General features: G+C 67.7%; 21 protein-coding genes and 1 tRNA gene. 12 read left to right on the top strand and 10 right to left on the bottom strand.

Annotated features, from left to right (window positions below; translation table 11 throughout):
- The first annotated feature begins 24 nt into the window (after positions 1-24).
- The 8 genes from ACFX43_RS04730 (at position 25) to ACFX43_RS04695 (ending at position 9,105) form a co-directional block, all read left to right on the top strand.
- Positions 25-1,362, top strand: coding sequence for an MFS transporter (locus ACFX43_RS04730; protein ID WP_378817658.1), 1,338 nt, complete (start codon positions 25-27; stop codon positions 1,360-1,362).
- Positions 1,363-1,465: 103 nt separating this feature from the next.
- The gene (locus ACFX43_RS04725) at positions 1,466-2,161 is read left to right on the top strand and encodes a hypothetical protein (RefSeq protein ID WP_378817655.1); all 696 of its coding nucleotides are present in this window, start codon (positions 1,466-1,468) and stop codon (positions 2,159-2,161) included.
- Between the two features lie 72 nt (positions 2,162-2,233).
- Positions 2,234-2,821 (top strand): superoxide dismutase family protein, encoded by a 588-nt coding sequence (locus ACFX43_RS04720; RefSeq protein WP_378817652.1) that lies wholly within the window; start codon positions 2,234-2,236, stop codon positions 2,819-2,821.
- A 50-nt stretch (positions 2,822-2,871) separates the two neighbouring features.
- Entirely contained in the window at positions 2,872-3,360 is a 489-nt protein-coding gene (locus ACFX43_RS04715) for a nucleoside deaminase (protein WP_378817649.1), read from the top strand.
- Positions 3,361-3,433: 73 nt separating this feature from the next.
- Positions 3,434-4,039 carry a TetR/AcrR family transcriptional regulator gene (locus ACFX43_RS04710; protein ID WP_378817646.1) on the top strand — a complete coding sequence of 202 codons (606 nt, stop codon included), beginning with the start codon at positions 3,434-3,436 and terminating at the stop codon, positions 4,037-4,039.
- A gap of 95 nt (positions 4,040-4,134) precedes the next feature.
- Positions 4,135-5,727 (top strand): MDR family MFS transporter, encoded by a 1,593-nt coding sequence (locus tag ACFX43_RS04705; protein ID WP_378817643.1) that lies wholly within the window; start codon positions 4,135-4,137, stop codon positions 5,725-5,727.
- Positions 5,728-5,819: 92 nt separating this feature from the next.
- Positions 5,820-8,210: a DUF6351 family protein gene (locus tag ACFX43_RS04700; protein ID WP_378817640.1), complete on the top strand. Its 2,391-nt coding sequence runs from the start codon at positions 5,820-5,822 to the stop codon at positions 8,208-8,210.
- Positions 8,211-8,247: 37 nt separating this feature from the next.
- The gene (locus ACFX43_RS04695; RefSeq protein ID WP_378817637.1) at positions 8,248-9,105 is read left to right on the top strand and encodes an alpha/beta fold hydrolase; all 858 of its coding nucleotides are present in this window, start codon (positions 8,248-8,250) and stop codon (positions 9,103-9,105) included.
- 20 nt (positions 9,106-9,125) lie between these two features.
- Here ACFX43_RS04695 and ACFX43_RS04690 read toward each other — a convergent pair whose 3' ends face one another.
- Complete coding sequence (locus ACFX43_RS04690) at positions 9,126-9,860, bottom strand: SDR family oxidoreductase (RefSeq protein WP_378817635.1); 735 nt, start codon at positions 9,858-9,860, stop codon at positions 9,126-9,128.
- 139 nt (positions 9,861-9,999) lie between these two features.
- Between ACFX43_RS04690 and ACFX43_RS04685 the strand changes: the two genes are divergently transcribed.
- Positions 10,000-11,301, top strand: a complete 1,302-nt coding sequence (locus ACFX43_RS04685; RefSeq protein WP_378817632.1) for an MFS transporter — start codon at positions 10,000-10,002, stop codon at positions 11,299-11,301.
- Between the two features lie 157 nt (positions 11,302-11,458).
- On the opposite strand, the gene ACFX43_RS04680 is transcribed toward ACFX43_RS04685, so the two are convergent.
- The 4 genes from ACFX43_RS04680 to ACFX43_RS04665 form a co-directional block, all read right to left on the bottom strand.
- Positions 11,459-12,949 carry a family 43 glycosylhydrolase gene (locus ACFX43_RS04680; protein WP_378817629.1) on the bottom strand — a complete coding sequence of 497 codons (1,491 nt, stop codon included), beginning with the start codon at positions 12,947-12,949 and terminating at the stop codon, positions 11,459-11,461.
- 10 nt (positions 12,950-12,959) lie between these two features.
- Positions 12,960-15,515 (bottom strand): alpha-L-arabinofuranosidase C-terminal domain-containing protein, encoded by a 2,556-nt coding sequence (locus ACFX43_RS04675; protein WP_378817626.1) that lies wholly within the window; start codon positions 15,513-15,515, stop codon positions 12,960-12,962.
- A gap of 9 nt (positions 15,516-15,524) precedes the next feature.
- Positions 15,525-17,801 carry an immunoglobulin-like domain-containing protein gene (locus ACFX43_RS04670; RefSeq protein WP_378817623.1) on the bottom strand — a complete coding sequence of 759 codons (2,277 nt, stop codon included), beginning with the start codon at positions 17,799-17,801 and terminating at the stop codon, positions 15,525-15,527.
- Between the two features lie 584 nt (positions 17,802-18,385).
- On the bottom strand, positions 18,386-19,516 hold the full coding sequence (locus ACFX43_RS04665) for a hypothetical protein (protein WP_378817621.1): 1,131 nt from the start codon (positions 19,514-19,516) through the stop codon (positions 18,386-18,388).
- A 784-nt stretch (positions 19,517-20,300) separates the two neighbouring features.
- On the opposite strand from ACFX43_RS04665, the gene ACFX43_RS04660 reads away from it, so the two are divergent.
- Positions 20,301-20,537 (top strand): SPOR domain-containing protein, encoded by a 237-nt coding sequence (locus ACFX43_RS04660; RefSeq protein ID WP_378817618.1) that lies wholly within the window; start codon positions 20,301-20,303, stop codon positions 20,535-20,537.
- A 260-nt stretch (positions 20,538-20,797) separates the two neighbouring features.
- Here the strand turns inward: ACFX43_RS04660 and ACFX43_RS04655 are convergent, their stop codons facing one another.
- Positions 20,798-21,520, bottom strand: coding sequence for a hypothetical protein (locus ACFX43_RS04655; RefSeq protein ID WP_378817616.1), 723 nt, complete (start codon positions 21,518-21,520; stop codon positions 20,798-20,800).
- A 424-nt stretch (positions 21,521-21,944) separates the two neighbouring features.
- Here ACFX43_RS04655 and ACFX43_RS04650 point away from each other — a divergent pair, with 424 nt between their 5' ends.
- A complete protein-coding gene (locus ACFX43_RS04650; RefSeq protein WP_378817614.1) occupies positions 21,945-22,724 on the top strand; it encodes a hypothetical protein in 780 nt (259 codons plus the stop codon).
- 198 nt (positions 22,725-22,922) lie between these two features.
- Here ACFX43_RS04650 and ACFX43_RS04645 read toward each other — a convergent pair whose 3' ends face one another.
- From ACFX43_RS04645 to ACFX43_RS04635, 3 genes are all read right to left on the bottom strand, one after another.
- Positions 22,923-23,441, bottom strand: a complete 519-nt coding sequence (locus ACFX43_RS04645) for a hypothetical protein (protein WP_378817612.1) — start codon at positions 23,439-23,441, stop codon at positions 22,923-22,925.
- A gap of 241 nt (positions 23,442-23,682) precedes the next feature.
- Positions 23,683-23,755 (bottom strand) — tRNA-Thr (locus ACFX43_RS04640).
- A 13-nt stretch (positions 23,756-23,768) separates the two neighbouring features.
- On the bottom strand, positions 23,769-24,044 hold the full coding sequence (locus ACFX43_RS04635) for a hypothetical protein (protein WP_378817609.1): 276 nt from the start codon (positions 24,042-24,044) through the stop codon (positions 23,769-23,771).
- A gap of 11 nt (positions 24,045-24,055) precedes the next feature.
- On the opposite strand from ACFX43_RS04635, the gene ACFX43_RS04630 reads away from it, so the two are divergent.
- Positions 24,056-24,982: a LysR family transcriptional regulator gene (locus ACFX43_RS04630; RefSeq protein WP_378817607.1), complete on the top strand. Its 927-nt coding sequence runs from the start codon at positions 24,056-24,058 to the stop codon at positions 24,980-24,982.
- A 100-nt stretch (positions 24,983-25,082) separates the two neighbouring features.
- Here the strand turns inward: ACFX43_RS04630 and ACFX43_RS04625 are convergent, their stop codons facing one another.
- Entirely contained in the window at positions 25,083-25,688 is a 606-nt protein-coding gene (locus tag ACFX43_RS04625; protein ID WP_378817604.1) for an excalibur calcium-binding domain-containing protein, read from the bottom strand.
- Between the last annotated feature and the right edge of the window lie 59 nt (positions 25,689-25,747).

Below are 25,747 nucleotides of genomic sequence, written 5' to 3'. Positions count from 1 at the left end.
CCCCCACCCCGAAAGAGACCCGAGATGAACCTTCGTGCGCGCATCGACGCCGCCGCGATGACTCCCTACCAGTGGATGGTCGTCGCCCTCTGCGTCCTGCTGAACTGTCTGGACGGATTCGACGTGATGGCGATGGCCTTCACCGCCTCCTCGCTGACCGAGGAGTTCGCGCTGAGCGGCTCGGAGCTCGGCGTGCTGCTGAGCGCCGGGCTCGTCGGCATGGCGGTCGGCTCGCTGGCGCTGGCTCCGGTCGCCGACGTCATCGGACGCCGGCCGCTGATCCTGATCAGCGTCGGCCTGGCGACCCTCGGCATGCTGCTCTCCGCGGTCGCCCCGTCTGCCCTCCTGCTCGGCCTCGCCCGCGTCGTCACCGGGCTCGGGGTCGGCGGCATCCTGGCCAGCACCAACGTCATCGCGAGCGAGTACGCCTCGGCCCGCTGGCGCGGTCTGGCGATCGGCCTCTACACGGCGGGGTACGGCATCGGCGCCACCCTGGGCGGCGTGGCCGCGCGCGGCATGCTCGCCGACCTCGGCTGGCGCAGTGTCTTCGTCGCCGGCGGCGTCGCGACCGGGATCGCGCTGATTCTCCTGGTGGTGCTGCTGCCCGAGTCGGTCGACTTCCTGGTCCAGCGCCGGCCGCGGCAGGCCGTGGAGCGGATCAACCGGATCTTCGGGCGGCTCGGGCAGCCAGCGATCACCTCGGACGCGCTGGAGGCCGCGCCGCGGCCGACGACCCGCCACCGCAGCGGCAACCCCGGCGTACTGCTGAGCGCTGACCTGCGCCGCTCGACCCTGCTCATCTGGGTGGCGTTCCTGGCCACGATGTTCGGCTTCTACTTCGTCAACAGCTGGACCCCGCAGCTACTGGTGACCTCGGGGATGTCCGAGGCCGACGCGGTCACCGCCGGCATGATGCTGGCGCTGGGCGGCACCGCCGGCTCGGTCCTCTACGGCCTCGTCGCCTCCCGGCTGGACAGCCGCCTGGTCCTGATCGGCTTCACGGTGCTCTCGGCGCTGACGATGGTCGTCTTCATCACCAGCACGGCCCTGCTCACCGTCGCGCTGATCATCGGCGTGCTCGTCGGGGCGCTCATCAACGGCTGCATCGCCGGCCTCTACACGATCACCCCGGCCGTCTACGGCACCGAGATCCGCAGCACCGGTATGGGCTGGGCGATCGGCATCGGCCGCATCGGGGCGATCCTGTCGCCGATGCTCGCCGGGCGCCTGCTCGACGCCTCGTGGACGCCGGTCAACCTGTACGTCGGCGCTGCCGTCGTGGTCGCGATCTCCGCCGTCGCGCTGCTCTTCCTGCGGACCGGGCGGGCCGCTCGTACCGTTCCGGACATGGTCTCGGCCTAGGCGTCGAGAACCGGCCCGTCCCGGGTGCAACCGGGACGGGCCGTGGACCGTCTAGATCGGCAGGACGCCCGCTCGGGGCGTACGACCGACGAGGAGTCCACCCATGTCCACATCCCGCATCCAGCTCCGTGCCGCGCTCGCGGCGACCGCCGTTGTCGGTCTGCTCGGCCTCGCCGGGTGCGGGAGCGACCCGACCCCGTCGGCGGGCTCGCCCTCGGCAGCCCCCTCTTCGGCCCCGTCCACTCCGTCCTCAGCCCCGTCCTCAGCTCCGTCATCCGAGCCGCCCGCGACTCCCACGCCGACACCGGCCCCCTCAGAGGTCCCGGTCGCGGCCGAGCCGACGCCGAAGCTCGACTGGGGCGGCCCGCTGGCTCCTGGAGCCTTCGGGAGGATCAAGGCCGAGGGCAACGTACGTTCGCTCGTGCAGCAGGGCTGGATGACCCGCGACACCGCGCGCGAGAAGGCCTGCGAGGGCAAGCACTGGAGGTGGGCCGACCAGGTCGGCGACGGCGTCGACGTCACCTACGACCAGCAGGGCGAGATCGTCTCGTTCGGGATGAGCAAGCCCGTCCTGGAGACGGCTCGCGGCGTCACGATCGGCGACTCCCTGATGGTCCTCAAGGACATCTACGGGACCGGCGCCCAGCAGACCAACGACTACGGCCAGACGACCTGGGTCGTCAAGGACGGCGACCGCTGGATCGGCTTCCTGCTCTCCGGCAACACCCGCGACGCGAAGATCGAGTTCATCGAGGTCTCCGTCGGACGCCAGCCCGGCTTGCTCCGCGACGGCTGCTGATCCCTCACGCGGCAAGCAGCTCCCCCGGCGTACGGTGGGAATGACCGGATCCCGTTCTCGTGGAGGTATCCCATGTCCCGTCGCGCTACGGCTGCTGCTCTTGCAGCCTGTGGCCTGCTGACCCTCTCCGCCTGCGGGGAGGGGGCAGATGCCGACCCGGACGATCGCAACGAGGTGAGCGCGAAGTTCGCCGATCCCGACGGGAAGAACGTCGGCACCGTCGAGATCGAGGAGGACGACGGTGCCACCCAGATCAACGTCCGGGTGAGCGGCCTGTCGGCCGGCTACCACGGCTTCCACGTGCACACGACCGGCAAGTGCGAGGCCGACAGCGCTGCCCCGGACGACCCGTCGAAGACCGGCGACTTCCTCTCCGCGGGTGGCCACCTCAACCCCGACGACAGCGCCCACGGCGAGCACCTCGGCGACCTGCCGGCGCTCCTGGTGAACGAGGACGGCACCGCCAGCCTGGAGTTCACCGGCCCCTTCACGCTCGACGACCTCCGGGACGCAGACGGCAGTGCGGTGATGATCCACGCCGGCCGGGACAACTACGCCAACGTCCCGGAGCGGTACGCCCCCGAGGGCCCGGACGAGGACACCACCAAGACCGGTGACGCCGGCGACCGGATCGCCTGCGCGGTGATCGAGGCCGGCTGACCGTCGCGAAATGAAGCGACGTACGTCGCCGGGGACAGCAGACTGGAACGGTGACCACCGATCTCACCGAGACTGACATGACCCACCTGCGACGTTGCCTGGAGCTTGCGGCCGAGGCGCTGGCGGATGGCGACGGCCCGTTCGGGTCCGTTCTGGCCGACAGCGCCGGCAACGCACTTCAGGAGGGACGCAACCGGGAGCACTCGACCGGCGACCCGACCGCTCACCCGGAGATCGAGCTCGCGCGCTGGGCGGCGATTCACCTCGACCCGGCGACCCGGGCCGGGGCGACGATCTACACCTCCGGCGAGCACTGCCCGATGTGCTCGGCAGCCCACGGCTGGTCAGGGGTCGGGCGGATCGTCTACATCGCCTCCTCCGAGCAGCTGACGCAGTGGCGGGCCGGCTGGGGCGCCGGGGAGTCGCCGGTACGAGCGCTGCCGATCCAGGAGGTCGCGCCCGCCGTCGAGGTCGTCGGCCCCGTCCCCGAGCTGGTCGAGGAGATTCGCGCGCTACACCAGGCGGCCGCGGGGGCCTGAGCCCCTTCGGTGTAACTCCCAACACACTATTCTTGCATTGACTGCAACTTGCACTCACTGCAAGAATAGTCCCGTGTCCACGTCTGCCCCGCCTCCGAACGCCCGCGAGCGTCAGAAGCGGGAGCGTCGGCTGGCGCTGATCGAGGCCGCTCAGCGACTGGTCGGCGAGCGTGGTCTCGATGACGTCACCGTGGAGGAGATCAGCTCGGCGGCGGGATTGTCGACGCGTACATTCTTCAACTACTTCGACTCCAAGGACGACGCTGTCCTCGGCATCCAGGAGATCGACCTGGACGCCGACGTGAGGGCGGAGTTCGTCTCCGGCGGGCCGTCGGGGCGGCTGATGACCGACCTGGAGGCGCTGGTCGCCGGCTTTCTCACGAACGCCGCTCCCAACATCGAGCAGGGCGAGCGGGCGATGCGGCTGATGATCTCCGAACCCCGCCTCGTCCAGCGACACATCGCCTGGCACCAGCGCGTCATCGGCGAGCTCGAGCAGCTGCTCGCCGAGCGACGCACGGCACGGCCCTCCCCTGTCGACGACGACACGATCGGGATGGTCGCCGGGCTGCTGATGCGATCGAGCGCGCTCGCGTGGGCGCGATCGGGCTACGAGGGCGATGCGGCGGCGCATCTGCCCGAGGCCGTCGCCCAGCTCCGCCTGCTCCTCGACGACTAGCCGCAGCTCTCGGGACTTCTCATGTCACACGGGACCCGTGTGTCTCCACCTCTTCAACCCATGCCTGTTCAACTCCTGCCTGGAAGGTCCAACCCATGAGTCAAACGGTCGCGCCCGACGCGCCCGACAAGCCCTTGGTCGTGCTGACGCCGCGTACGATCTGGCTGATCTTCGGCGCCCTGATGGCCTCGATGTTCCTCTCCTCCCTCGACCAGACGATCGTGAGCACGGCGATGCCGACGATCGTCGGGGAGCTCGACGGGGTCGAGCACCAGGGGTGGGTGATCACCTCCTACATCATGGCGATCGCGATCGTGATGCCGCTGTACGGGAAGTTCGGTGACCTCTGGGGTCGCCGCTGGCCGTTCCTGGTCGCCGTCGCCCTGTTCACCCTCGGCTCGCTCTTCGGCGGGATGGCGCAGACCTTCCCCGAGCTGGTCGCCGCCCGCGGTCTCCAGGGGCTCGGCGGTGGCGGGCTGATGATCCTGTCCCAGGCGATCATCGCCGACATCGTGCCGGCCTCCGAACGCGGCAAGTACATGGGCCCGATGGGCGCGCTGTTCGGCATCTCCGCGGTCATCGGGCCGCTTCTCGGTGGCTGGCTCACCGACGGCCCGGGCTGGCGCTGGACCTTCTGGATCAACGTACCGGTCGGCATCATCGCGCTGGCCGTGGCCTGGTTCGCCCTGCGGCTGCCCTCGCACCGCTCCGGACGCCCGGTCGACTGGCTGGGGATCATGTTCATGGTGCTCTCCACCTGCGGCATCGTGCTGCTGACCTCGTGGGAGTCACTCGGCCAGGACGGCTACGACTGGTCCTCGCCGCAGCTGCTCGGCGTGCTCGTCGGCACCCTGGCCTCGGTGGCCGCCTTCATCGTCACCGAGACCCTCGCGCCCGAGCCGCTGATCCCGCTGCGCCTCTTCAAGAACCCCACTTTCACGGTGACCACGCTGATCGGTCTGGTGCTCGGGATGGGCATGTTCTCGGCGATGGCGATGCTGCCGACGTTCCTGCAGATGTCGACCGGCGCCTCGATCACCAGCTCCGGGCTGCTGATGCTGCCGATGATGGCCGGCCTGATGCTGACCGCGATCGGCTCGGGCATCGCGATCTCCAAGACGGGTCGCTACAAGATCTTCCCGATCGCCGGTCTGCTCATCACCGCGGCCGGGATCGCCTGGTTGACCACGATCACCGGCGACATGTCGATGGTCGTCTTCGGGCTGATGATCTTCGTGCTCGGCGCCGGGATGGGCCTGGTCATGCAGACCATCGTGCTCGCCGTCCAGAACGCCGTGGACCCGCACGAGCTCGGCACCGCGACCTCGGCGAACAACTTCTTCCGCGAGATCGGTGCGACCGTCGGTACGGCGCTGTTCACGACCGTGTTCACCACGCGACTGTCCGACAACTTCGGAGGCCTGGCCGAGAAGATGGCCTCCTCGGGGATGATGCCCGCCGACGCTGCCGGGTTCTCCGGTGGGAGCCTCACCCCGGCCGCTGTCGAGCAGCTGCCCGAGCCGCTCCACACCTGGGTCGTCGATGCCTTCACCGAGGCGCTCGCACCGGCGTTCTGGTATCTCGTGCCGCTGATCCTCCTCGGTCTCGCGCTCGCGCTGTTCCTCAAGGAGGTCAAGCTCTCCGACGAGGCCGGCATGGTCGCCCGCGGGGAGGCTGTCGCAGGCTGAGGCTTCCTTGACGGTCGCCGTGGCAGGGGGCATTCTCCTGTCACGGCGACCGTCCGCTCGAGGGACGTGCGCAGCTCTCGGAAAGGCATGCCATGCCCGCTCGCGCCCTGCCCCTCTCGATCGCGACGGTGTCCGCCCTCGTCGCCGGCCTGCTCGGCGCGATGCCGGCGTCGGCGTCTCCGGCGGCGGAGGCCGGGGACGTCGCCCTGGAGACGCTCTCCAACCGGGCCGACCTGGTCTCCGACGGCAACGCGCTGGTGCGGATCACCCTGCCGGAGGACGCCGACGCCGACGACCTGACGGTGGGCCTGACCGGCGACCGCGACGTCACCGCGGCCTTCGCCGAGCGGCCCAACGGCGAGATCGAGGGCGTCGTACGCGGTCTGCGGGTCGGGACCAACGAGCTGACCGCACGCCTGCCCGACGGTCGTGGCGCCTGGCTCACGATCACCAACCACCCACGCGGCGGGCCGATCTTCTCCGGACCCCAGCTGCAGCCGTGGCGCTGCCAGCCGACCGCGACGGACGAGCAGTGCAACCAGGGGCCGACGATCAGCTGGGTCTACCGGTCCACCAACCCGCTGCTCGACGGCCTCCAGCCCTACGACCCCGAGAACCCGCCTCGCGACATCGCCACCACGACCACCGACGAGGGCGTCACGGTGCCGTTCGTCGTACGTGTGGAGACCGGCTACCAGAACCGCGACCAGTACCGGATCGCCCTGCTCTGGCAGCCGGGCAAGCCGTGGCAGCGCTGGCGCCCGCAGCAGCAGTGGAACAACAAGCTGTTCATCCCCCACGGCGGCAGCTGCGGGGTGGACCACGAGACCGGGACCGCGCCGACCGCCGACTACGCCGGCACCTTCGACCTCGGCATCCCGGTCGTCGCGGACGCCCTCGGTGACAGCCCGACCGTCGCCCTCGGCCGCGGCTTCGCGATGCTCTCCACCGCGCTGGCCAACACCGGCCACAACTGCAACGTGACGAGCGCGGCCGAGTCGCTGATGATGGCCAAGGAGCATCTCGTCGAGACGTACGGCGACCTGCGCTACACGATCGGCAGCGGCTGCTCCGGCGGCTCGATCGCCCAGCAGACGATCGCGAACGCCTACCCCGGGATCTACCAGGGCCTGGTCGTGACCTGTTCCTACCCCGACTCGCTCTCGCCGGGCCTGCAGTTCTCCGACTACCACCTGCTCCGCAAATACTTCGAGAGCTCCGAGCGCCTCACCGACGGCAAGTTCTGGAACCCGCTGCAGTGGGCGGCGGTCGAGGGCCACCTGCTGCCGCTCAACGCGGTCACCGCCGACGAGGGCCTGTTCAAGCAGGCGGTCATGCCGACGCACCCCTGCGCCGGCGTCAGCGACCAGGAGCGCTACGACGCGAAGACCAACCCCGGCGGCGTACGCTGCTCGATCATCGACGGCGCGATCAACGTCTTCGGCCCGCGGCCGGAGAGCGTGTGGACGTCCCAGGAGAAGCAGATCGGGCGCGGCTTCGCGGGCTCGCCGCTGGACAACACCGGCGTGCAGTACGGCCTCGAGGCGCTGCGCTCCGGGGCGATCACCCCGGAGCAGTTCGTCGACGTCAACGAGAAGATCGGCGGGCTCGACATCGACGTGCAGCCGCGGGCACAACGCTCGGTCGCGGACCCGACGGCGCTCACCAACGCCTACCGCAGCGGGATGGTCAACACCGCCAGCAACCTGTCCGACGTGGCGATCATCGACCATCGCGGACCGGACCCGGGCGTCGCGCACGACGCGCGTTGGGCCTGGGCGATGCGCGACCGGCTGACCCGGGAGCAGGGGCACGCCGACAACCAGGTGATCTGGTACGGCGTGACACCTCTCATCGGCGACCCGAGCTACTCCAAGGAGGCGCTGCTCGCGATGGACCGCTGGCTGGCCTCGGTGGAGGCGGACGAGCGCGACGTGCCGCTGGCGGACAAGGTGGTCCAGGACCGCCCCGGCGACCTGCACGACCGGTGCACCCAGACCCAGGGCATCTCCAGCGAGGACGGCCTGTTCCTGCCGGTCGCGGACCCGCTCGTCGACGACCTGACGGGTGGCGCGCTCGACGGCCTGAACGGCGCCCTCAACCCGGTCCTGGACCCTGCGCTCAACCTCGTCGTCGACCCGGTCTCGGACGTGGTGTGCGGGCTCGGACCGGTCAGCGACCTGGTCAAGACCGACTTCGCGACGCCGCGGATCGTGGCCGGCGACAACAACTACTCCGACAACGCCAAGTGCCAGCTCAAGCCGCTGCGTCGCACCGACGACTACGGCGCCTTCGGCCTCAGCGATGCGCAGTGGGCCCGGTTGGAGGCGGCGTTCCCTGAAGGGGTGTGCGACTACAGCAAGCCGGGTGTGGGATTCACGAAGACCGAGCCGTGGCTGACCTATCAGCGGGCCGACGGCTCGGTCGTCTACGGCGGTACGCCGATGGGCGAGGCACCGCGGTCGGTGCCGTTCGATAATTGACCGGCACCTCTCGCTGGGCTGGCGCTAGGGTCTCGCCATGCCTTCCCCCGACCCGACCTTCGTCCTCGTCCACGGTGCCTTCGCCAACTCGTTCTCGTTCGCACCGCTGCAGGCCGAGCTGGCGCTGCGCGGGTTCCGCTCGCTCGCGGTCGACCTCCCCGGCCACGGCTTCGAGGCGACGTTCCCGGCGGCCTACCAGGCGCCCCAGGACCTCGCCGAGCTCGCTTCGGCCCCGGGCGGGATCAAGGGCGTGACCCTCGCCGACAACGTGGCTCGTCTCGTCTCGGCGCTGACCCGTGCCAAGGAGCACGGCCCGGTCATCGTCGTCGCGCACAGCCGCGGCGGGATCACCCTGACCGCGACCGCCAACGCCCGCCCGGACCTGATCGACTCGATGGTCTACGTCTCGGCCTGGGCCCCGGTGGAGCTGGATGCGGTTGCGCACAACGCCGAGCCGGAGATGGCCTCCTTCGACGCCTCCGTGCTGATCGGCGCGGCCGCCGCGAACCCCGCCGACGTCGGCCTGCTGCGCTGCAACTTCCGCACCGCCTCCCCCGAGGTCCTCGCCGGTCTCAAGCACGCCTTCATGGCCGACGGCACCGAAGACGAGTTCCGTACGTTCCTCAACACCTTCCAGCCCGACGAGAACCTCGACGCCGGCGGCCCCGAGGACCGCGCCCAGGCATCGACGTGGGGAACGGTGCCCCGTGCCTTCGTACGCCTCAGCGAGGACGTCAGCATGCCGACGGCGATGCAGGACCGGCTGATCCGCGAGGGCGACGCCCTCACCCCGGACAACCCGTACGCCGTCCACACTCTGAAGTCGAGCCACCTCGGCTGGCTCGTCCACCCCGCCCCGGCCGCCGACCTCCTCGCGGAGATCGCGGCCGGCTGACGAGGCCGCTCACACGGGACTCACCACGGCACCGGTCCGTTGACGTCGACGAACGTCCCTGACGGGGCGTCGTCGGGGAGGGTCGCCGCGCGAACGACCACCTCGGCGGCCTGGTCCGCCGTCGTGGGTGCGTTGTCCCGACTGATCGGGGTCAGGTCGGTCTGCACGAATCCGGGGCACACCGAGGTCACCTTGATGGGGGTCTCGGCGAGCGCCTTCGCCAGCGCGATGGTCACGTTGTTCAGCGCGGCCTTGGACGACTGGTAGGCGGGCACGACCGTGCCGTAGTAGGGAGATTCCGGGTTGGTCTGATCGGCCAGTGACCCCATCGTGCTCGTCACGTTCACGATCCGCCCGTCCTCGCTCTTGCGGATCAGCGGCAGGAACGCCTCCAGGACAGCGACCGCGCCGATCAGGTTGGTCTCGAAGGTGGTGCGGAACATCTCGAGGTCGACGACCTCGGCTGGGTCCGGGTTGGCGACCTCCGGAAGGATCCCGGCGTTGTTGACCAGCACGTCGAGGTGCCCGTACGTCGCGGCGACATGGTCAGCAGCGCGCTGCACGCTGTCGCGGTCGGTGACGTCCAGCTGGAGTGGCGAGACCGAGTGACCGTCGCGGTTGAGCCGTTCGACTTCGGCCTCGAGAGTCTCGGGACGGCGGGCGGTCAGGATGACGTGGCTGCCGCTCTGGGCCAGCTGGCGTGCCGTGGCCTCGCCGATACCGCGGCTGGCTCCGGTGACAAGGGCGACTTTCATGTGCTTCCCATCGTTCGAATTGGTTGCTTCATTAACCATTCAACCGCTGTCGGCCCGCCACTTCTGGCGGCAATCAGACGTCGCAGGAGCCCGACTAAAGCGTTTCCGCCCTTGATGTCACCCCTGGTTCACTGTCCCGGTGGCATCCTCCCCCGGCTCCCTCTGGCACACCCTGATCCACCTCCGTGGCAACCCACGCGCATGCGTGTGGACCGAGCCGATGTGGGGCCTGTCGATGGCGCTGGTGCTGCCGTACCTCTCCGTCTTCATGCTCACGCTCGGACTGCATGACGCACAGATCGGCCTGCTCGCGACCGCCGGGATGATCTCCCAGGTGTTCTTCGGGCTCGCCGGCGGCATCATCACCGACCGGATGGGACGTCGGCTGACGAACGCGGTCTTCGACGTGATCGCCTTCGTGATCCCGTGTCTGATCTGGGCGTTCGCTCAGGACTTCTGGGCTTTCCTGGCCGCGTCGCTGCTCAACGGCGCACTGCAGGTCACCGCGAACGCCTGGGACTGCCTGATGGTGGAGGACGCGGAGCGCGACCAGATCACCGGCATCTACTCACTCGTGCGGGTCGCGGCCGACTGCTCGGCGCTCTTCGCACCGATCGCCGCCTTCATGGTCGCGCAGTTCGGCATGGAGCCCGCGGTGCGGGTGCTCTTCATCAACGCCGCGGTCGTGATGCTGGCCAAGATCATCCTGTTGTACGCCGCCTCCCACGAGACCCGACAGGGCCGGATCCGGATGGAGCAGACCCGGCACGAGAGCCTCTGGCGACTCTTCACCGGCTACCGCGAGGCCGCGAGGCTGCTGGGCCGCTCGCGCGGCTCGCTGCTGGCGCTGGCCATCGCCGCCCTCGTCGCGGCTGTCACCCTTGTCAACGCCACCTTCTGGCAGGTCGTGGTCAACCAACACCTGCACGTGCCCGACTCGCTGCTGCCGTTCTTCCCGATGGTGCGTTCGCTGTTGTCGGTGCTCTTCCTCTTCACCCTCATCCGCCGGCTGACCTCGGGGCACGACCTCAAGCAGGCGACCTTGTGGGGCTTCGGCATCTATCTGGCCGGCCAGCTCGTGCTCGTCGCGATCCCCGCCGCCGAAGGTGACGCCGGCGTCGTGACGTACGCGCTTCTCGGGGTGTGCCTCCTCCTCGACAGCTTCGGCGCCGGGATGCTGTTCATGCTCTCGGAGTCGCTCGTCGCCTTCCACGTCGACGAGGCCGAGCGGTCACGAGTGATGGCGCTGCAGCGCACCGCGGTGATGCTCGCTGCCGCCCCGTTCGGCTTGATCTCCGGGTGGCTCTCCGGGATCGACCGCACCTATCCGTTCTGGATGACCGCCGCGTTGCTCGCGATCGGCTTGGTCACCACCGTCGTCTGGTGGACCGGGCCTCACGCCGAGCAGCCGGTCGAGGTCGTGTCGGCGGATCGGGCCTGACCATGGACGCGCCCAGGCGAAACTGGCGTGCGGTCCTGGACGCCCTCGCTACCGAGTGGGGGGACTCCAGCAGCACGGGCGCCCGGACCGCACTCGGAAGTGATAGCACGCATCCTGCGTCGAGCGTCGCCAAACCTCGACATCTGGTAACCGGTGTTCAGGTCAAGGTGAAGGTGCTGGAGCGCCGTCCCGCGGTGCCACCGACGGTGAGCGCACCGCGGTCGTGCTGGAGGTAGTCGCCGCGGTCCGTGGCCACCTGCAGCGAGATGCCGCCCTTGACCGGGATCCGGCGGAAGCTGGCCTCAGCTGCGTACGCCGGGCCGGGCTCGACCGGGTCGATCCGGACCGTGCCGCCGGCGACCCGGACATACCGGTCGGGGAAGTTGACCGACTGCAGCGACTCCGAGCCGTCGCCGGCCAGCCCGGGGACGAAGCGGAACTGGCTGTCGGCGAGCTCTTTCGGGGCATGGTCCACCCGCACGGCGTACTCGTAGTGGCGTACGAACGAGCCCGGCGCATCCAGCGGGGTGAGCCGCACGATCGGTCCGCCCTTCCCGACCGGGACCCCGAACATGGGTGTGCCGTCCGTGTGCCACACCACCTTCTGCACGCGAGCGTGCCGGTTCGGGTCGTAGAGGGGGTCGCCGGTGATGTCGCGGTAGTCCCGGGCGTGGTAGACGAGAACGTCGGTCACGCCGTCCTCGGCGACCGTGAACGAGTTGTGGCCCGGGCCGTACTGCCCGGTCTGCACGTTCGTCGTGAACACCGGGTCGGGGCTCTTGACCCACGACGCCGGGTCGAGCAGGTCGGCGTCCGCCGATGCGGTGAGCAGGCCCATGCAGTAGCGCGAGTCGGTGGCACTTGCCGAGAACGTCATGAAGACCCGGCCGTTGCGGACCAGCACGGCAGGCCCCTCGTTGACCTTGAAGCCCTGCACCTCCCAGCTACGGGTGGGGGTCGCGATCCGAGCCGGGAAGGTGCTGATCGCGAACGGGGAGCTCATCTCGGCGATGTAGAGGCTGGTGTTCACCGCGATCTCGGGCTCGCTCTGCGCCCAGACCAGGTAGCGGCGGCCGGCATGCTCGAAGGTCGTGGCGTCGAGGGCGAAGCTCAGCCACGGCGTGATGATCTGCTGCGGTGCGCCCCAGCCCGCGGGGTCGCGCGGGTCGGCGAGCGTCGACTCCATGACGTACATCCGGATCCGGAAGACGTCGTCGGAGTCGCCGGCGGCGAAGTAGACGTACCAGCGGCCGTCGATGCGGTGCAGCTCCGGTGCCCAGATGTGGCCGCCCATCTTCCCGCTGTCGGGGCGGCGCCAGATCACCGACTCCGCCGCGGTGGCGAGGCCGGCGAGCGAGGCCGACCCGCGGATCACCAGACGGTCGTACTCGGGGACGGAGCCGGTCAGGTAGTACATCCCGTCGACGGGTCTGGTGATGAACGGGTCGGCCCGACGCTCGACGAGCGGGTTGAGGGTCGGCACTCCCCAGATCTCGGCGTCGCTGGGCATCGGCGTGGAGGGCGCCGCAGCGGCGGGCGCGACCTGCCCGGCGAGGGCAGCCGCCGCTCCGAGGCCGACCCCGGCCTGCAGAAGGTGTCGCCTGCTGAGGCCGGCCCGGAGGCTGAGGTGGTTCAGGTGATCGGACATGGATGCTCCCCTACCGGGTCTGGATGCGGATGAAGGACACGGAGTACGGCGCGAACGTGCGCGTGAAGGTGCTGTCGACACCGCGGATGGTGCTGGTGACCGGCTTGATCGGCTGCGCCGTACGGGTGTTCTGCTCCTCCGGGTCGCCGCTGATGACGGTCATCTGCGCCCTGGAGGCGACCTTGACGCCGAGGTCGATGCGGGTGACCGCCGGCTCGGCCTGGGCGTTGACGACCTTGACGAGCAGGTCGCCGGTCGCCTCGTCCCGGGTGACCACCTGCGCGAACGGCTCGGTGACCTGGTCGTCGTCGAACTCCTGGAAGAGCTGGCCGTCGAGGAAGAGCCGGACGTGGGTGCCGCGGACCTCGATCCGTACGTCGTAGGTACGCCCGGTCTCCACCGAGTGACCCTCGCGGGCGACCAGGGTCTCCTTGCCGCCGTTGGTGGCCTTCTCGACGACGGTGCGGGTGTTGTTCCAGCCGCCGATGTTCCACCAGTAGAAGTTGCCGGAGTCCTTCACCCCGAACGCGACCAGGAAGCCCTCGGCGCCGGACAGCTTCTTGGCCTTGAGGTTGATGTCGTAGTCGCTCGCGGTGATGTCCGCAGCCCCGACCAGGGTGTCCTGGGCAGCGCCGTCCGTCTGGGTGTAGGCGCCGTCGACGACCGACCAGCTCCCCCGGTTTGCCAGAGGGCTCCAGCCCTCGGCGTCCCCGTCCTGGAAGTCGTCGGCGAACAGGGAGGTCCCGTCGGGTGCGGTGACCGACACGTCGTCGTACGCCGCGGAGGTGGCCCAGGTGGAGAGGCCGACGCCGCCGGTGATGGGCTTCGGCTCGATCACCTTGCCGGTCGCCTCGCTGGGCACGACCCGGTCACCGACGTTGTTCATGAACAGCTTCTGGACCTCGTAGTTGGCGGAGCTCCAGGACTGGTCGTTGTCGAACCAGATCATGTCCGGGCGCCACTGCACGTGGTCGATGTTGGCCAGCAGCGGGGCGTACGACGCAAGCCGCACGACGTCGGCGTTGCGCTCGAGCCCGGTCATGTACGCCGCCTCGGACAGCGCGTTGAAGAGCTTGTTGTCCTGGGAGGCGTACTCGCCGAGGAAGACCTTCGGCCCGTTGCGGTCGTAGCTGTCGTAGCGGTCGTTGTTCTGCAGGAACCAGGTCGGGGAGTTGTAGTAGTGCTCATCGACCATGTCGACGCCGGCGGCCCGGTTCTGTGCCCAGTGCTGGTCGAAGAGCGCACCCTGGTCGTCGGGGCCGGAGTTGCTGATGATCGTGATCTCCGGATAGCGCGCCTCGATGGCCGCGCGGAACCTCTCGAACCGCTCGAAGAACTCCGCCGGCAGGTTCTCCTCGTTGCCGACGCCGAGATGAGTGAGCCCGAACGGCTCTGGGTGTCCCATCTCCGCGCGCAGGGCGCCCCACTCGGAGTCGACCGGGCCGTTGGCGAACTCGATGAGGTCGAGGGTGTCCTGGATGTAGCGCTGCAGCAGGGCCTCGTCGTCGGTGACCCGGTTCTGGCCGCAGCCGGTGACCAACGCCGGCACGACCGGCAGCGGCATCGCCCCGACGTCCTCGGCGAACTGGAAGTACTCGTAGTAGCCCAGTCCGTAGGACTGGTTGTAGCCCCAGAAGTTCGCGTTCGTCGCGCGCTCCTCGACCGGGCCCACGGTGTCCTTCCACTGGTAGGACCGAGCGCGCTGCCAGCCGGAGGCGGCGTCGTAGCCGGCCATGCTGCCGGTGTTGACGAGACAGCCGCCCGGGAAGCGGACGAACTCCGGCTCGAGCGCCGCGATCTTCTCGGCGAGGTCCTTGCGAAGTCCGTTCTCGCGGCCCATGAAGGTGTCCTCGGGCATCAGCGAGACCATGTCGAGGCGGAGGGTGCCGACACCCTCCCCCTGCAACCACAGGCGTGCGGAGTCTGTCTTGGCGCTCGCGGTGAAGGTCCCGGCGTACTTCTTCCAGGTGTCCCCGTTCACCTGGAGCCGGACCGGATCGGCGTACGACGTGGTGCCGGACTCGTCGCGCAGCGACACGGTCAGGGGCATACCGCCGGCGGTGTCCGAGCGTGCCCAGACCGAGAAGTCGTAGCTCTTGCCGCCCTCGAGCGCGACGCCGTTGTTCCAGCCGCCGTTGGAGACGCCGTACGTTCCTCCGGCGGTGTTGGCCAGGGATAGCTGCAGATAGGTGCGGTTGCGCTCGTTGAGCCGGGAGCCGTCGTTGACCGGGGTCGCGGTGCCGTTGCCTCCGCCTTCTCCTCGCGGGGTCCAGGCGGTCAGCCCGGTGTAGGAGCGGTTGTCGGTCGGCAGGAACTCGAAGGAGCGGTTCTGCACGAGCTCGGCGTAGAGACCGCCGTCGGCCGCGTAGTTGATGTCCTCGAAGAAGACGCCGTACATCGTGTCGCTGATCTCGGGTCCGGACTGACCGGCGCGGGCCGTGATCGTGTAGTCGGGTTCGGGTGCAGCGGCTCGCCGGTCTGCGCCGAGGCTGGGCGCGGCGTAGGCCAGGGGCAGTGCGAGGACGGTGGCGGCGGACAGGACGGTCAGCAGACGGATTCTGTGCACGATGTCTCCTCAGAACACTCGGTAGGCGGTGCGGATGCGGTCCAGCTCGGCCTTCGTCACCGGCAGAACGGTCCCGTGGCGGGGGCGGCTGGGAAGCTGGTAGTCGCTGGAGATCCGGAAGAAGCCCGAGTCCAGGTCGGTGGTCTCGAACGGCACGTACCCGCGTCCGCCGAACTCGTCGATGAACAGGTACCACTTGTCCTCGGTGTTGGACTTGAAGATCGTCGGCCCCTCGCCGCGGTCGATGCCCGGGTTGTCGGCCGTCGCTTTGCCGATGCACTCCGCGACGAAGCTCCAGTCCAGGTCGAGCAGCGAGGTGGCCTTCTCCTCGACGATGAACTTGCTGCAGGGCGTGGTGGAGGTGTTGTTCCGCTCGTCCTTGGTGAACCGGTAGTAGGTCCCCTCGTGCTCGACGACGGTGGAGTCGATCACCGAGTAGCCCGGGTCGATCCACACCTGGGGCTCGCTGAAGGTCCGGAAGTCCCTGGTGGTGACGTAGACCATCCGGTTGTGGGTGTTGCCGGCGTGCTCGGGGTCGTCCTCGTCGTAGAGCTTGGAGGCCCAGAAGACGACGTACGCACCGATCCCCTCGTCGTAGTAGGCCTCAGGCGCCCACGTGTTCCCGGCCTGCGGCGAGGACACGCGTACGTGTCGCTGCTCGGACCAGTTCACGAGGTCCGTGGACTCCCAGATCTCGATGTAGCGGCTCCCGCTGCGCTGTGCCGCGTCCCAGTCCCCGTTGCCGTAGATCTTGAGGTCGGTGGCGATCAGGTAGAACTTGTCGCCCTCCGGGGAGCGGATGATGAACGGGTCGCGTACGCCCTTGTCGCCGTGCTGCGACCGCAGCACCGGCTGGCCGCCGTTGAGCTCGTCCCAGTGGAGCGGGTCGTTTCCCCTGCTGGCGGCGAGGTAGACCTGCTCGCCGTCGGCCGTCCCCTCACCGGTGAAGTAGGCGAAGGTGTAGCCCTCGAGCGGCTCCTGCTTCGGCAGCGGCAGGACCGTCAGCCGGAACTGCCGCTTCTCCTTGACCTTGCCGAGGCTCACGGTGGCGTTGAGTGCCAGGCGGACGGACTTCTCGCCGTACGCCGGCCGGTCGACCTCGCCGGTCGGGGTCACGACGGCAGGCTCGCTGGACGTCCAGCTGACTGTCGTGTCGTGCAGGCCCTGGGTCGGCAGGGTGATGTTGCCGCGGATCTGGTCGGCGTCCCAGACCTTGAGCGCGGCTGTGGCACGGGTGACCTTCTCCTCGTCGCTGATGTCGGCCGGCACGTTGACGGTGAACTCCTCGGCCTGGCTGGCGGAGCCGTGGGCTGCGGTGGCGGTGAGCGTCACGGCGGCATCGGGGCTGCCATAGGGCGGCCGGGTGACGTCGCCGGTCGCGGAGACGACGGCAGGGTTGGAGGAGGCCCAGGTGAAGGCAGAGCCGTTCGGGCCGCTGCTCGGGAGCGAGAGGTCACTGACGACGCGGGACGTGTCGCCCAGGTCGAGCCAGGCGAGGTCGCGCTCGACGCGCTGCTCGTCGGTGACGTGACCCAGCTCGTGGACCTCTGCCGCCGTCAGCGCGCGGTCGTACATCCGGAAGTCGCGCAGCTGGCCCTTCAGATGGCGGTCGCCGCTGTAGACGGATCGGCCGAGATAGTTCGCGGTCGTGACCCCGTTGCCGATCTGAGCGGGCGTGATGGTCACACCGGTGCGACGGGCGACCTCGATACCGTCCTCGTAGAGGACCGCGGTGCCGTCGGCGAGCGTATAGCTGATGGTCTTCCAGGTGTCGCGGACCAGGTTGCGGCCTGCCGTGACCGTCTGCTCGGTGCTCCAGTTGCCGGTGGCGATCGACGTCCGGTAGGCGTTGCCGGTCGTGAACAGATAGCCGTTGCCCGAGCCGTTGGAGCCGGTGTTGCCGAGTCCCCAGATGAAGTAGGGCGTGGCCTGGTCCGCTGCGATCTTCACCTCGAGCGAGACGGTGATCGACGTCAGGCCGGCCATCACGTCGTTCGGCAGCCTGACGTGCCCGCTGGTGCCACCGAGGGACAGCCCCTCGCCACCGAGCCAGGTCGCGTCACCGGCCAGAGTGCCGTTGCGACCGGCACCGGACTCGTCGACGACCGTGGTGCCGGTCGTCTGGTCGAGGGGGTAGTGGACGACGAGCCCAACGTCGCTCGCGCCTTGCGCCGGCGCGGTGGTCACCAGGCCGGTCAGAATCAGGGGCAACGACGCAAGCGCCGCCAGGGTGCGCCCGAGATGCTTCCGGCGCTGGTTGTGGGGGGTCATGTTCGACTGGTCCATCTGCGCTCCAGGGTCAGCTTTGGACAAACGCCGGTTCACTCATGTGTGACTGCGGTCACATGAATGTGAGCGCTAACATAACCAGGGGTCCGAGGCTGTCGTCAAGGGCCGCCAGACAAGTCCCGTGAGCGATCCCGCCGGCTGCTCACCGACGGGCGCGGTGGACGAAACGAAGGAACCCCAGCCGTTCCTGCCCTGTTCAGGCTGGTCAGACGAGCGTCTTGATCACGGCGGTTACCAACCGAGCAGCAGCGAAAGGGCGCCAAAATTGATGGTGCCTAGGTACAGGGCGACAACGAGTACGGCAATCATCCAGAGAGCCAAATCGACTGGCCAGAATCCGGTCATCGTCGGCCCCCAGGGCCTACGGCAGGTCCCCGCTTCAGGCGTTCACCCCACACCACGTACCCGATGAACTCGGAGCCGTTCAACAGCGATGTATGGCATCAGCGCAAGGAAGGGCACTCCCGTCCGACTGCGAAGGCGAGGTCGACTAACCTAGTGCGGCAATATGACCCGACCACGCGGGACACCCGTCAAGGAGTCATGCGCCGGCATTCGTCTACAAGGTCGCGGCGACGGTCTCAGCGTGCGATATCCTGGACCATCACGGCAACACCCGGCCACAGAGTGTGGAGGGTTCCGCATCCGTCCTCCTCCACCTGTACGGCACCGTCCTCACCTCGACGGTTCCGACAGATCAACAGCTCAGCTCCTGCTGATGACACCGCGAACGGGATCGGCGGGATCGAGTCCCAACGATGCTCATCGAAGGTCGGGTCGAGCTCCACGGGCCCTCGTTTCGCACGTTCAGCCCGCTCCGCGGGAGACACCGGGCGGCCCATCTGTGGTGGCGTACCGAGCCGTTCGATCCCGGCGAGGATTTCCTCGCTGGTGAACGGGCGATAGCCACCTGGAAGAATCCGGTACGCCGCCGGCCCGGTCGCACCGTCACAAAGCCTCATCAGGTCAGCGAGCTGGGACGGGACTCGTCGCCACCCATCACGCAGGGAGCCCAGCGCATCGCCCGGTGCGGGAGGTCGCAGTGTGGCGTACGCCTCGGGGTCCGCTCGCCGCAGCCGCTCCATGGCCTGCCGCCATGACAAGTCGGACCAGTATGTCGCACCCTCATCGGCAGAGTCCCACCACATCGCGCCGTCCCCGCCGAGCACCGGCACGTAGTCAGAGCCGCCGAGCCCACCGCTCACCGGGCTTCCCGTCTCCAGTCCGTCCGCGACCTCCTCGAGCATGGCAAGAAGACTCGGCCACACCTTCTTCCCGACATACCCGAACTCGTACTCGACGACCTTCACTGCACCTCGATCGTCTCCGTCACCGTGCTCGATCACCAGCGTCGCGCCACAGCCATCGACAGCGAACTCGATCCACTCGAGCTCATCCGGGATGTCACCGACCCAGTCTCGGACACCGTCGAGGAGCTCGAACCGACGAACCTTCGAGGCCGGCATCAGGTTGACGCTCGGCGCCAACAGGACCCCGGCGTTGAGTTCACCATCCACGACGGTGAGCAATGTCGCGAGCTGCGGGTCCAGATCGAACCTCGCCACTAGGTCCTTAATCACCTCGGCAGGAGCCGGCGGTCGGGCCATGCCCAGTTCGTACGGTGCCCACTCCTCCAACCACGCCCTGATGCGCTCCCAGGCAGCAGCGACCTCGGGAACGAACGGCACTTGCACGGAGGACTCAGAAGGCATGCCGCGCATCATTGCAGGCACCACCGACATCAACGTTGTGCCGCCAAGACACCTCAGAGCCGATCACGCTGACCCGAGGAGCACGGCCGCCGGGACATCCTGGTCTCCTCAGTCGACTGCCTGGAAGGAAAGGGCACACGTCCTCGCCCCGCTCGAAGACTGAGGCTGGAGCAGCGTTCCGAGTCCTCGCACGGCCCGTCCGGGCCAGTTCGGGTCACCGGGAACCACGAAGGCCTGCGTCCCGAGTTGCGGGCCAAACACTGCGCTTCGCCACACTCGGACCGAGATCGCAAATGGCCCCCGCCAGCGTTATCGCTGGTCAGAAGGCACTTTGCTGAGCCGCCTGTCGGAATCGAACCGACGACCTTCTCATTACGAGAGCATTCCTGGCGGTGGCCACGGCCTTCTACGCGCTCCTGGCCTCGTTGCATCCGTTGCGTTCCTCCGAACCTATTTCAGGGCCGGGGGCCACCGGGGGCCACGATTCTGGAGCACATGCCAAGTCCGTATCGCGGGGGCGGAGCGTCACCCATTCCCGCACCTGGCCCCCTCGGCGGGGGTCTGGGGGCTTGCCCCCACGCTGCCCAACACCAGCGAGCATAGAAGCACCGCGGGGAGTGTCCCGGCCGGCAGCCGCGCCCACCTCCCCCTCGTCATCAGCCGACTCCCTGGATCCGTGATCGCCTGGACATCGCCGGCATCACTGGTCAGGCTCGGGCTCTGCGTCGTGAGCGCTAGCCATAGCTCGGTCCGCTCGGCTTTGCACAGAGACGATAATCGGGCCGTGAGTATTGAAGGCGAACCTCCCAAGGGCTATGTGGAGCCGAGTGCGGCGTGGTGTGTTGAGTACGTCGATCCCCGGCAGCCGGGCGAGGGCGCATTTCAGGTGGGTGCGTTCACGACCGAGGTCGAGGCAAGGAAGCTTCTGGATCGCCTCCAGGCCGAGGGCTTCTTCGCCGAGCTGCGCCTGAACCTGATCGCGGTTCACGCTCGGATCGAGGACTGGGAGTGGGATCGCTGAGGTGAGGCGGACGCCGTCAAGCATGGCGGTCGCGTCAACGTTGGAGAGTGAGCGCTTGGTCTACGGACTGGGCGCTCTTCTCGTTTTCGGCCCGGTGCCGTCGGGACGGGGGTGCGCGGGAGGGACCGGCCGCCAGGCCGCATGCCCGGGAGCGCGGGGGTCCCTGGCCCGCCGGCGGCGGGCCCTGCGCGCGGAGCGCGCCTTGAGTCAGTAGAGAAAGTTCTCACGCCGCACGCATCGACCCGATGCGCATGACCCCATCATTCGGTGGACTCGGTGGGCGGCGGAGGCCGCAGCACGACACAGGCGTTGTTCTCTCCATAGTCACGCTTGCCCGGCACGTCGACCTCGTTCAGTTTGGCCGACACCTGGATGGGCTCGCCTTCGCAGAACCGCGCTTCGTCTCCAACTGCAGCCGTGACGACGTAGGAGACATACTCCTGGTCAGAAGGGAGTGGGACGTTGAACGTTGCTGTCGCAACGCCTTCAGCATTAGGGCCCGTATGGGCAGACGAGAGTTTGGTGCGAACCACATCGTCTCCTGTCGGGTATGCGTAGATGTACACCAGCAGGCTCCCGCTCGCTTTGAGGCCGCTTGCGCTTGCTGTGCCTTCAAGCGTCCACTGGCCGTCTTCAGCCTTCGTCAGGCCTGCCGAGAGGTTGGGGCGATCGGTGTTCTTAGCGGTGTCCACCGCCATGTACATGCCACCGCCGAGTGAAAGGACGAAGAGTAGGACTCCCGCTACGAGGAGACCCCTCGTTAGCCCTGCCTTCCAACCTTTGGTTAGCTGCGCCAACAGCGCGCATAGGACTGCAAGGAGCATGACAAGCAGAACAACTACGGCGAGGGTCGAGCTGTTCCTGAACATTCGTGCGATACCACCCGTTAAACCTCCGACCGCAGTGAGCGCTGTCGTTAGCACGACGAGGCCAGCGGGGAGGAACGTGATGAGCTTCAACTCGTCATCGTTGAGATCGTCCATCTCAGGCATCTCTAGGCGCGTGACGGAAGTTGGGCCGCTAGGCCCAAGCGCCACTGTGGGACGGAGTCGTGTATTCGGCTTGCGCGACGCCTTCGCGCCGGCCTCTCCGCCATTTGCAGTCACTTGAGGGCGCCGAGTCCGCAGGCGTCTTGTCCTCTCGCCCCAGGCCCGACGTGTTCACGGTCTGCCGAGATGGCCCCGCGGGGTCGACTCAGAAGCGATTTACATTCCACCTGACGGTAACGCACCTGAGTTATTCCTTGTAGGGAGGTTCGGCGCTCCCTCCCGGAAATACTCAGCATTGGGGGCGTCGCGCGGCCGCGGCGCCGTGAACGATCCGGGCTAGGACGGAGTACCGAGGATTAGGGACTCGCGGACGGTCGTTTCCGCCCGGGCCACGGGTTCGAACTGCAAAAATCGCCGCGTGGGGTCGATGGAGGATCAGCGGTCTAAGGCCGCCACGGTGCACGAACTCAATGGCGTCCTGCGCGGACTGGTGCTGCTCACAGGCCTTTGCGGTCTGGCCGCCGGGGGTATGGCTGTATTTACGTCGAACAATCAGGCGGGAACAGTCGGGCTGTTGGTCGTTGGGGCGGTGGCGATGCTTCTCGCGATCGTCGGCAGAGTGCCACTTCGGTGGGTGATCGGCGGCAACGAGTTCGACATGACGAAGGAGGCCGAGGCCGCTGAGGTCATGACAGAAGTGGTCGCAAGCGAACTAAGTCCGACCGCAACCAGGGCCGTCGCGGATCGGCTCATGCAATCGGACACCACTCGCGGAACCTCTGCGACGTACGCCATGCTGAACTGGGTCGCCTTCGAGACGAACGCGATAGGACGGGTCACCGGGGCTGTCACGTCGAGGCCTCGTTGGACCTTTACCGTGGCAAGTGACCAGGAAGGTGACCATGAGGGCCTAGATGGAACTGTGCGGGATCCCAATGGCAGATACGTGGGAGTGGAATTCAAGCTTGCCCGGAACCAGTCCGACTTCGCCAGATGGTTCAATCGACTTCAACCCGCGTCGCTCGCTAGACCAATCGTCCTTGTAGTTTCGAGTCTCTCGTCGCTGAGTATGGCGTCTAGAGATTACCTAGAGCACCAATCCCAACTGGGGATGGTCGAGGTTGTTGGGCTTGAGGATCCTGACTTCGAACGTCGATTCCTTGCAGCTTGCGACAAGCTCCTCGACAACGCGTCGTAGCAAGGTCAGCGCTGACAACCCGACACACCCAACGGAAGGGGTCATTCCATACATTGATATCGCTCTTCGCGACGCATCTCATTGGCACGCAGCCAGTCCACCAGTTCTCGGGATTGGCGTAAGCAAGTTCTCACGCGTTGTGGATCTGGAGAGCGAGGTCTCGCACCGCTGACGCCTTGTAGACGATTCCGAGGCCGATCAACTCCCGAGCGAATGGCAGCTGAGCAGCGGCCGTGTGCAACGGCACGTCGCGATGGTAGACCGCCGCAACCACGCCAAGAAAACGACCTTCGTCGTGGGCCCAAGCATGATGTTGCCATACTTGTCGGGCGTTGATGCTGGGACGATGAGGAACACAGGGCTACCGCTGGATCCCGGGAAGACAGACGCGTCCACCAGGAAGACCGGCTTGTTCCCGTAGTCAATCCTCAGAGCGGTTGCGCTGTGTCCTCGGCGAACGATGGGCAGAAGTGAGCCCGCGTCGTACAGGCCATCTGGATAGCCGACGAACGTGATGGGCTCGATCGGCTCAAAGCGACTGAGAAGTTCGTCAGTGGCGCAGTGGTCAGCGCCCACGGCCTTGAAAGAGACTCGGCGGCCAGCGTCCCAAAGCTGCTGGAGTCTGCCACCGATCGGCATGATCGCGATGTCGATATCTGGATCGGGATGTCCGGCGAACCTCTCCCCTGGATCCTCGACTGTGACGATCTCCTCCACTCCGAGGGCAGGGAGTCCGTCCTTCTCTGCGATGAAGTGGATGTCGGCCCTTGTGGCACCTGGCTGAACGAGGAGCGGAAGCCGCGCCCCAAGAAGGGCCGCAAGAATGGGCTTGGAACGGGCTCTGAGGAGGGTCCGGGGGCCACCGGGGGGACACAAGCGGCAGGTGAGGGCGAATGACAAACAACAAACCCGGCCTTCTCAGCCGTGTTCTGGCTGGTCGGGACCGGGTTTCTGTCGGAGCCGCCTGTCGGAATCGAACCGACGACCTTCTCATTACGAGTGAGACGCTCTGCCGACTGAGCTAAGGCGGCGTACCGTCAGCCGTTACCGCATGAAGCGGCTCTGGTTGAGCGGACCGGATGAGTGTACCGAGACTGCGCGCTCGACACTAAAACGGTGCGCCTCGACGTGCTCGTCGATGGTGATGCGGGTGGGCTTACCCTTGCCGATGAGGCGGCCCAAGCGGCGTACGCCGTGCTTCATTGTTGCTTTGCTCTTCTCTGAACGTGGGTCAACCACCGACTGCGGACGCAGGGGTGGTGATTCAATGATGACCGCCGGCGATTCATAGAGGTAGACGATCTTTCCTTGGAAAGTCATAGGATGTCTCTATGTTGTCGCTGCACCAGCTCCGCGTGTTCCTCGCGGTCTACGAGCATGGCTCGTTGACCGCGGCGGCCGACGAGCTCGGTTATGCGCAGCCGTCGATCTCGGAGCAGGTCAGGAGCCTGGAGCGTACGCTCGGCGTCCAGCTCTTCCGGCGCGTAGGGCGTGGCGTGGTGCCGACCGGTGTGGCCGACGAGCTGAGGCCGCACGCGGAGCGTACGGTCGCGGCCGCGGAGGACGCGCGCAAGGCCGTGCAGGCGGTGAAACAGTTCGAGACCGGGACGATCCGGTTCGGGATGTTCGGGATCGCGCGGCTCTACGGCGGCGCCGGGCTGGTGGCCGACGTGCTCGACCGGTATCCGGGCGTGCGCGTCGAGCTGATCGGGCAGAACTCCACCGAGGTCCAAGACGACCTGCGGCGCGGCCGGCTCGAGGCGGCGATGCTGCTCGTCGGCAGCGTCTCCGGTCCGGGGTTGAAGGTCACGCCGGTGGCTCGCGACGAGCTCGTCTACATCTCGGCCGACCCCGCTCACCTGGCCACACCGGTCACCCCGCACCGGCTCTCGCTGGCCTCGCTGGTCATGTCGGACACGAGCTGGAGCTCCGAGGACCCCACCCGGGTCACCATCCGCAACCTGCTCCACGAGACCGGGCGCAACCCACCCAGCCGGATCGAGGTCGAGGACATCGAGACCGCCGTCGAGCTGGTGGGGATGGGGTACGCCGACAGCGTCATCGCCAAGGGAGCAGCCGAACAGCTGCTCCCCCGGCTGGCACCGAAGGCCGGCTGGGTGTCACTGCGGCCCCGGACGTACGACACGTTCGCCGTCGTCCACCGCACCGACGCCACCCTCTCCCCCGCCGCCACGTTGATGATCGAGCTGGCCACCAAGCGGATCCAGGCCATCGCGGATTCGGTCCACCGGCGCTAGCAGTTCCTCCAGCAAGGTATGCAGCCGAAGGCTGACATCCCATGCGGAGTTCCGCTGGGGATGTGATCCCTGACCTGCATACCTTGACGAAGGCTCCAGATCACTCGCAGCCGTAGCCGTCGTTGTCGCGGTCGAGGCGCCACGGGTCCGAGCTGTTGTTGATCCGGACGGGCTTCTTGCCGGCCGGGATCTCACCGCAGTCGCGGTCGTTGGCCGAGGTGGCGTTGTAGACCTTCTCGCCGTTGGCGTAGGTGTAGTCCAGACCCGAGCCGGTGCTGCCGGACGAGCCTCGCTTCTTCAGGTAGAACGACGCGGACACGTCAGCCCGCCGGTTGGCGTCGCCGGCGAACTTCCAGCGGTAGTAGCGGCTGACCTTCGGCGTCACGATCACGGCGCACTTGCCGTACCTGTTCGTCACGCAGGAGGTCACGCTCATCCAGCGGCCGCTGGCCTTCTTCTGCAGGTGGATGCGCTTGCCCTTGATCGGGTTGCCGCCCGCGGTCAGCTTCCCGACGGGGCGGTAGGACCTGGTGCCGTACGTCTTGGCGGAGACCTTGACGACCTTGGTGATGACCTTGGCCGACACGGTCCCCGGGGGCGTGGTGGCGTGGGCGGGCTGGCTGATGACGGGGGCGACCGCGATCGCCAGGGCGGCGACCGCAGAGGCAGCGAATGCCTTCGTCGTCGAACGGACTCGCTGGTTCATGATCACGTACTCGTGACCCTTCTTCTCGAGTGAAAATTACGAGAAGTGATCCTCTAGGT

It is taken from the genome of Nocardioides sp. YIM B13467 (genome assembly GCF_042788075.1).
Taxonomy (GTDB): domain Bacteria; phylum Actinomycetota; class Actinomycetes; order Propionibacteriales; family Nocardioidaceae; genus Nocardioides.
Note: the sequence above shows the minus strand (reverse complement) of the source record. Positions and strands in the feature narration are given on the sequence as shown.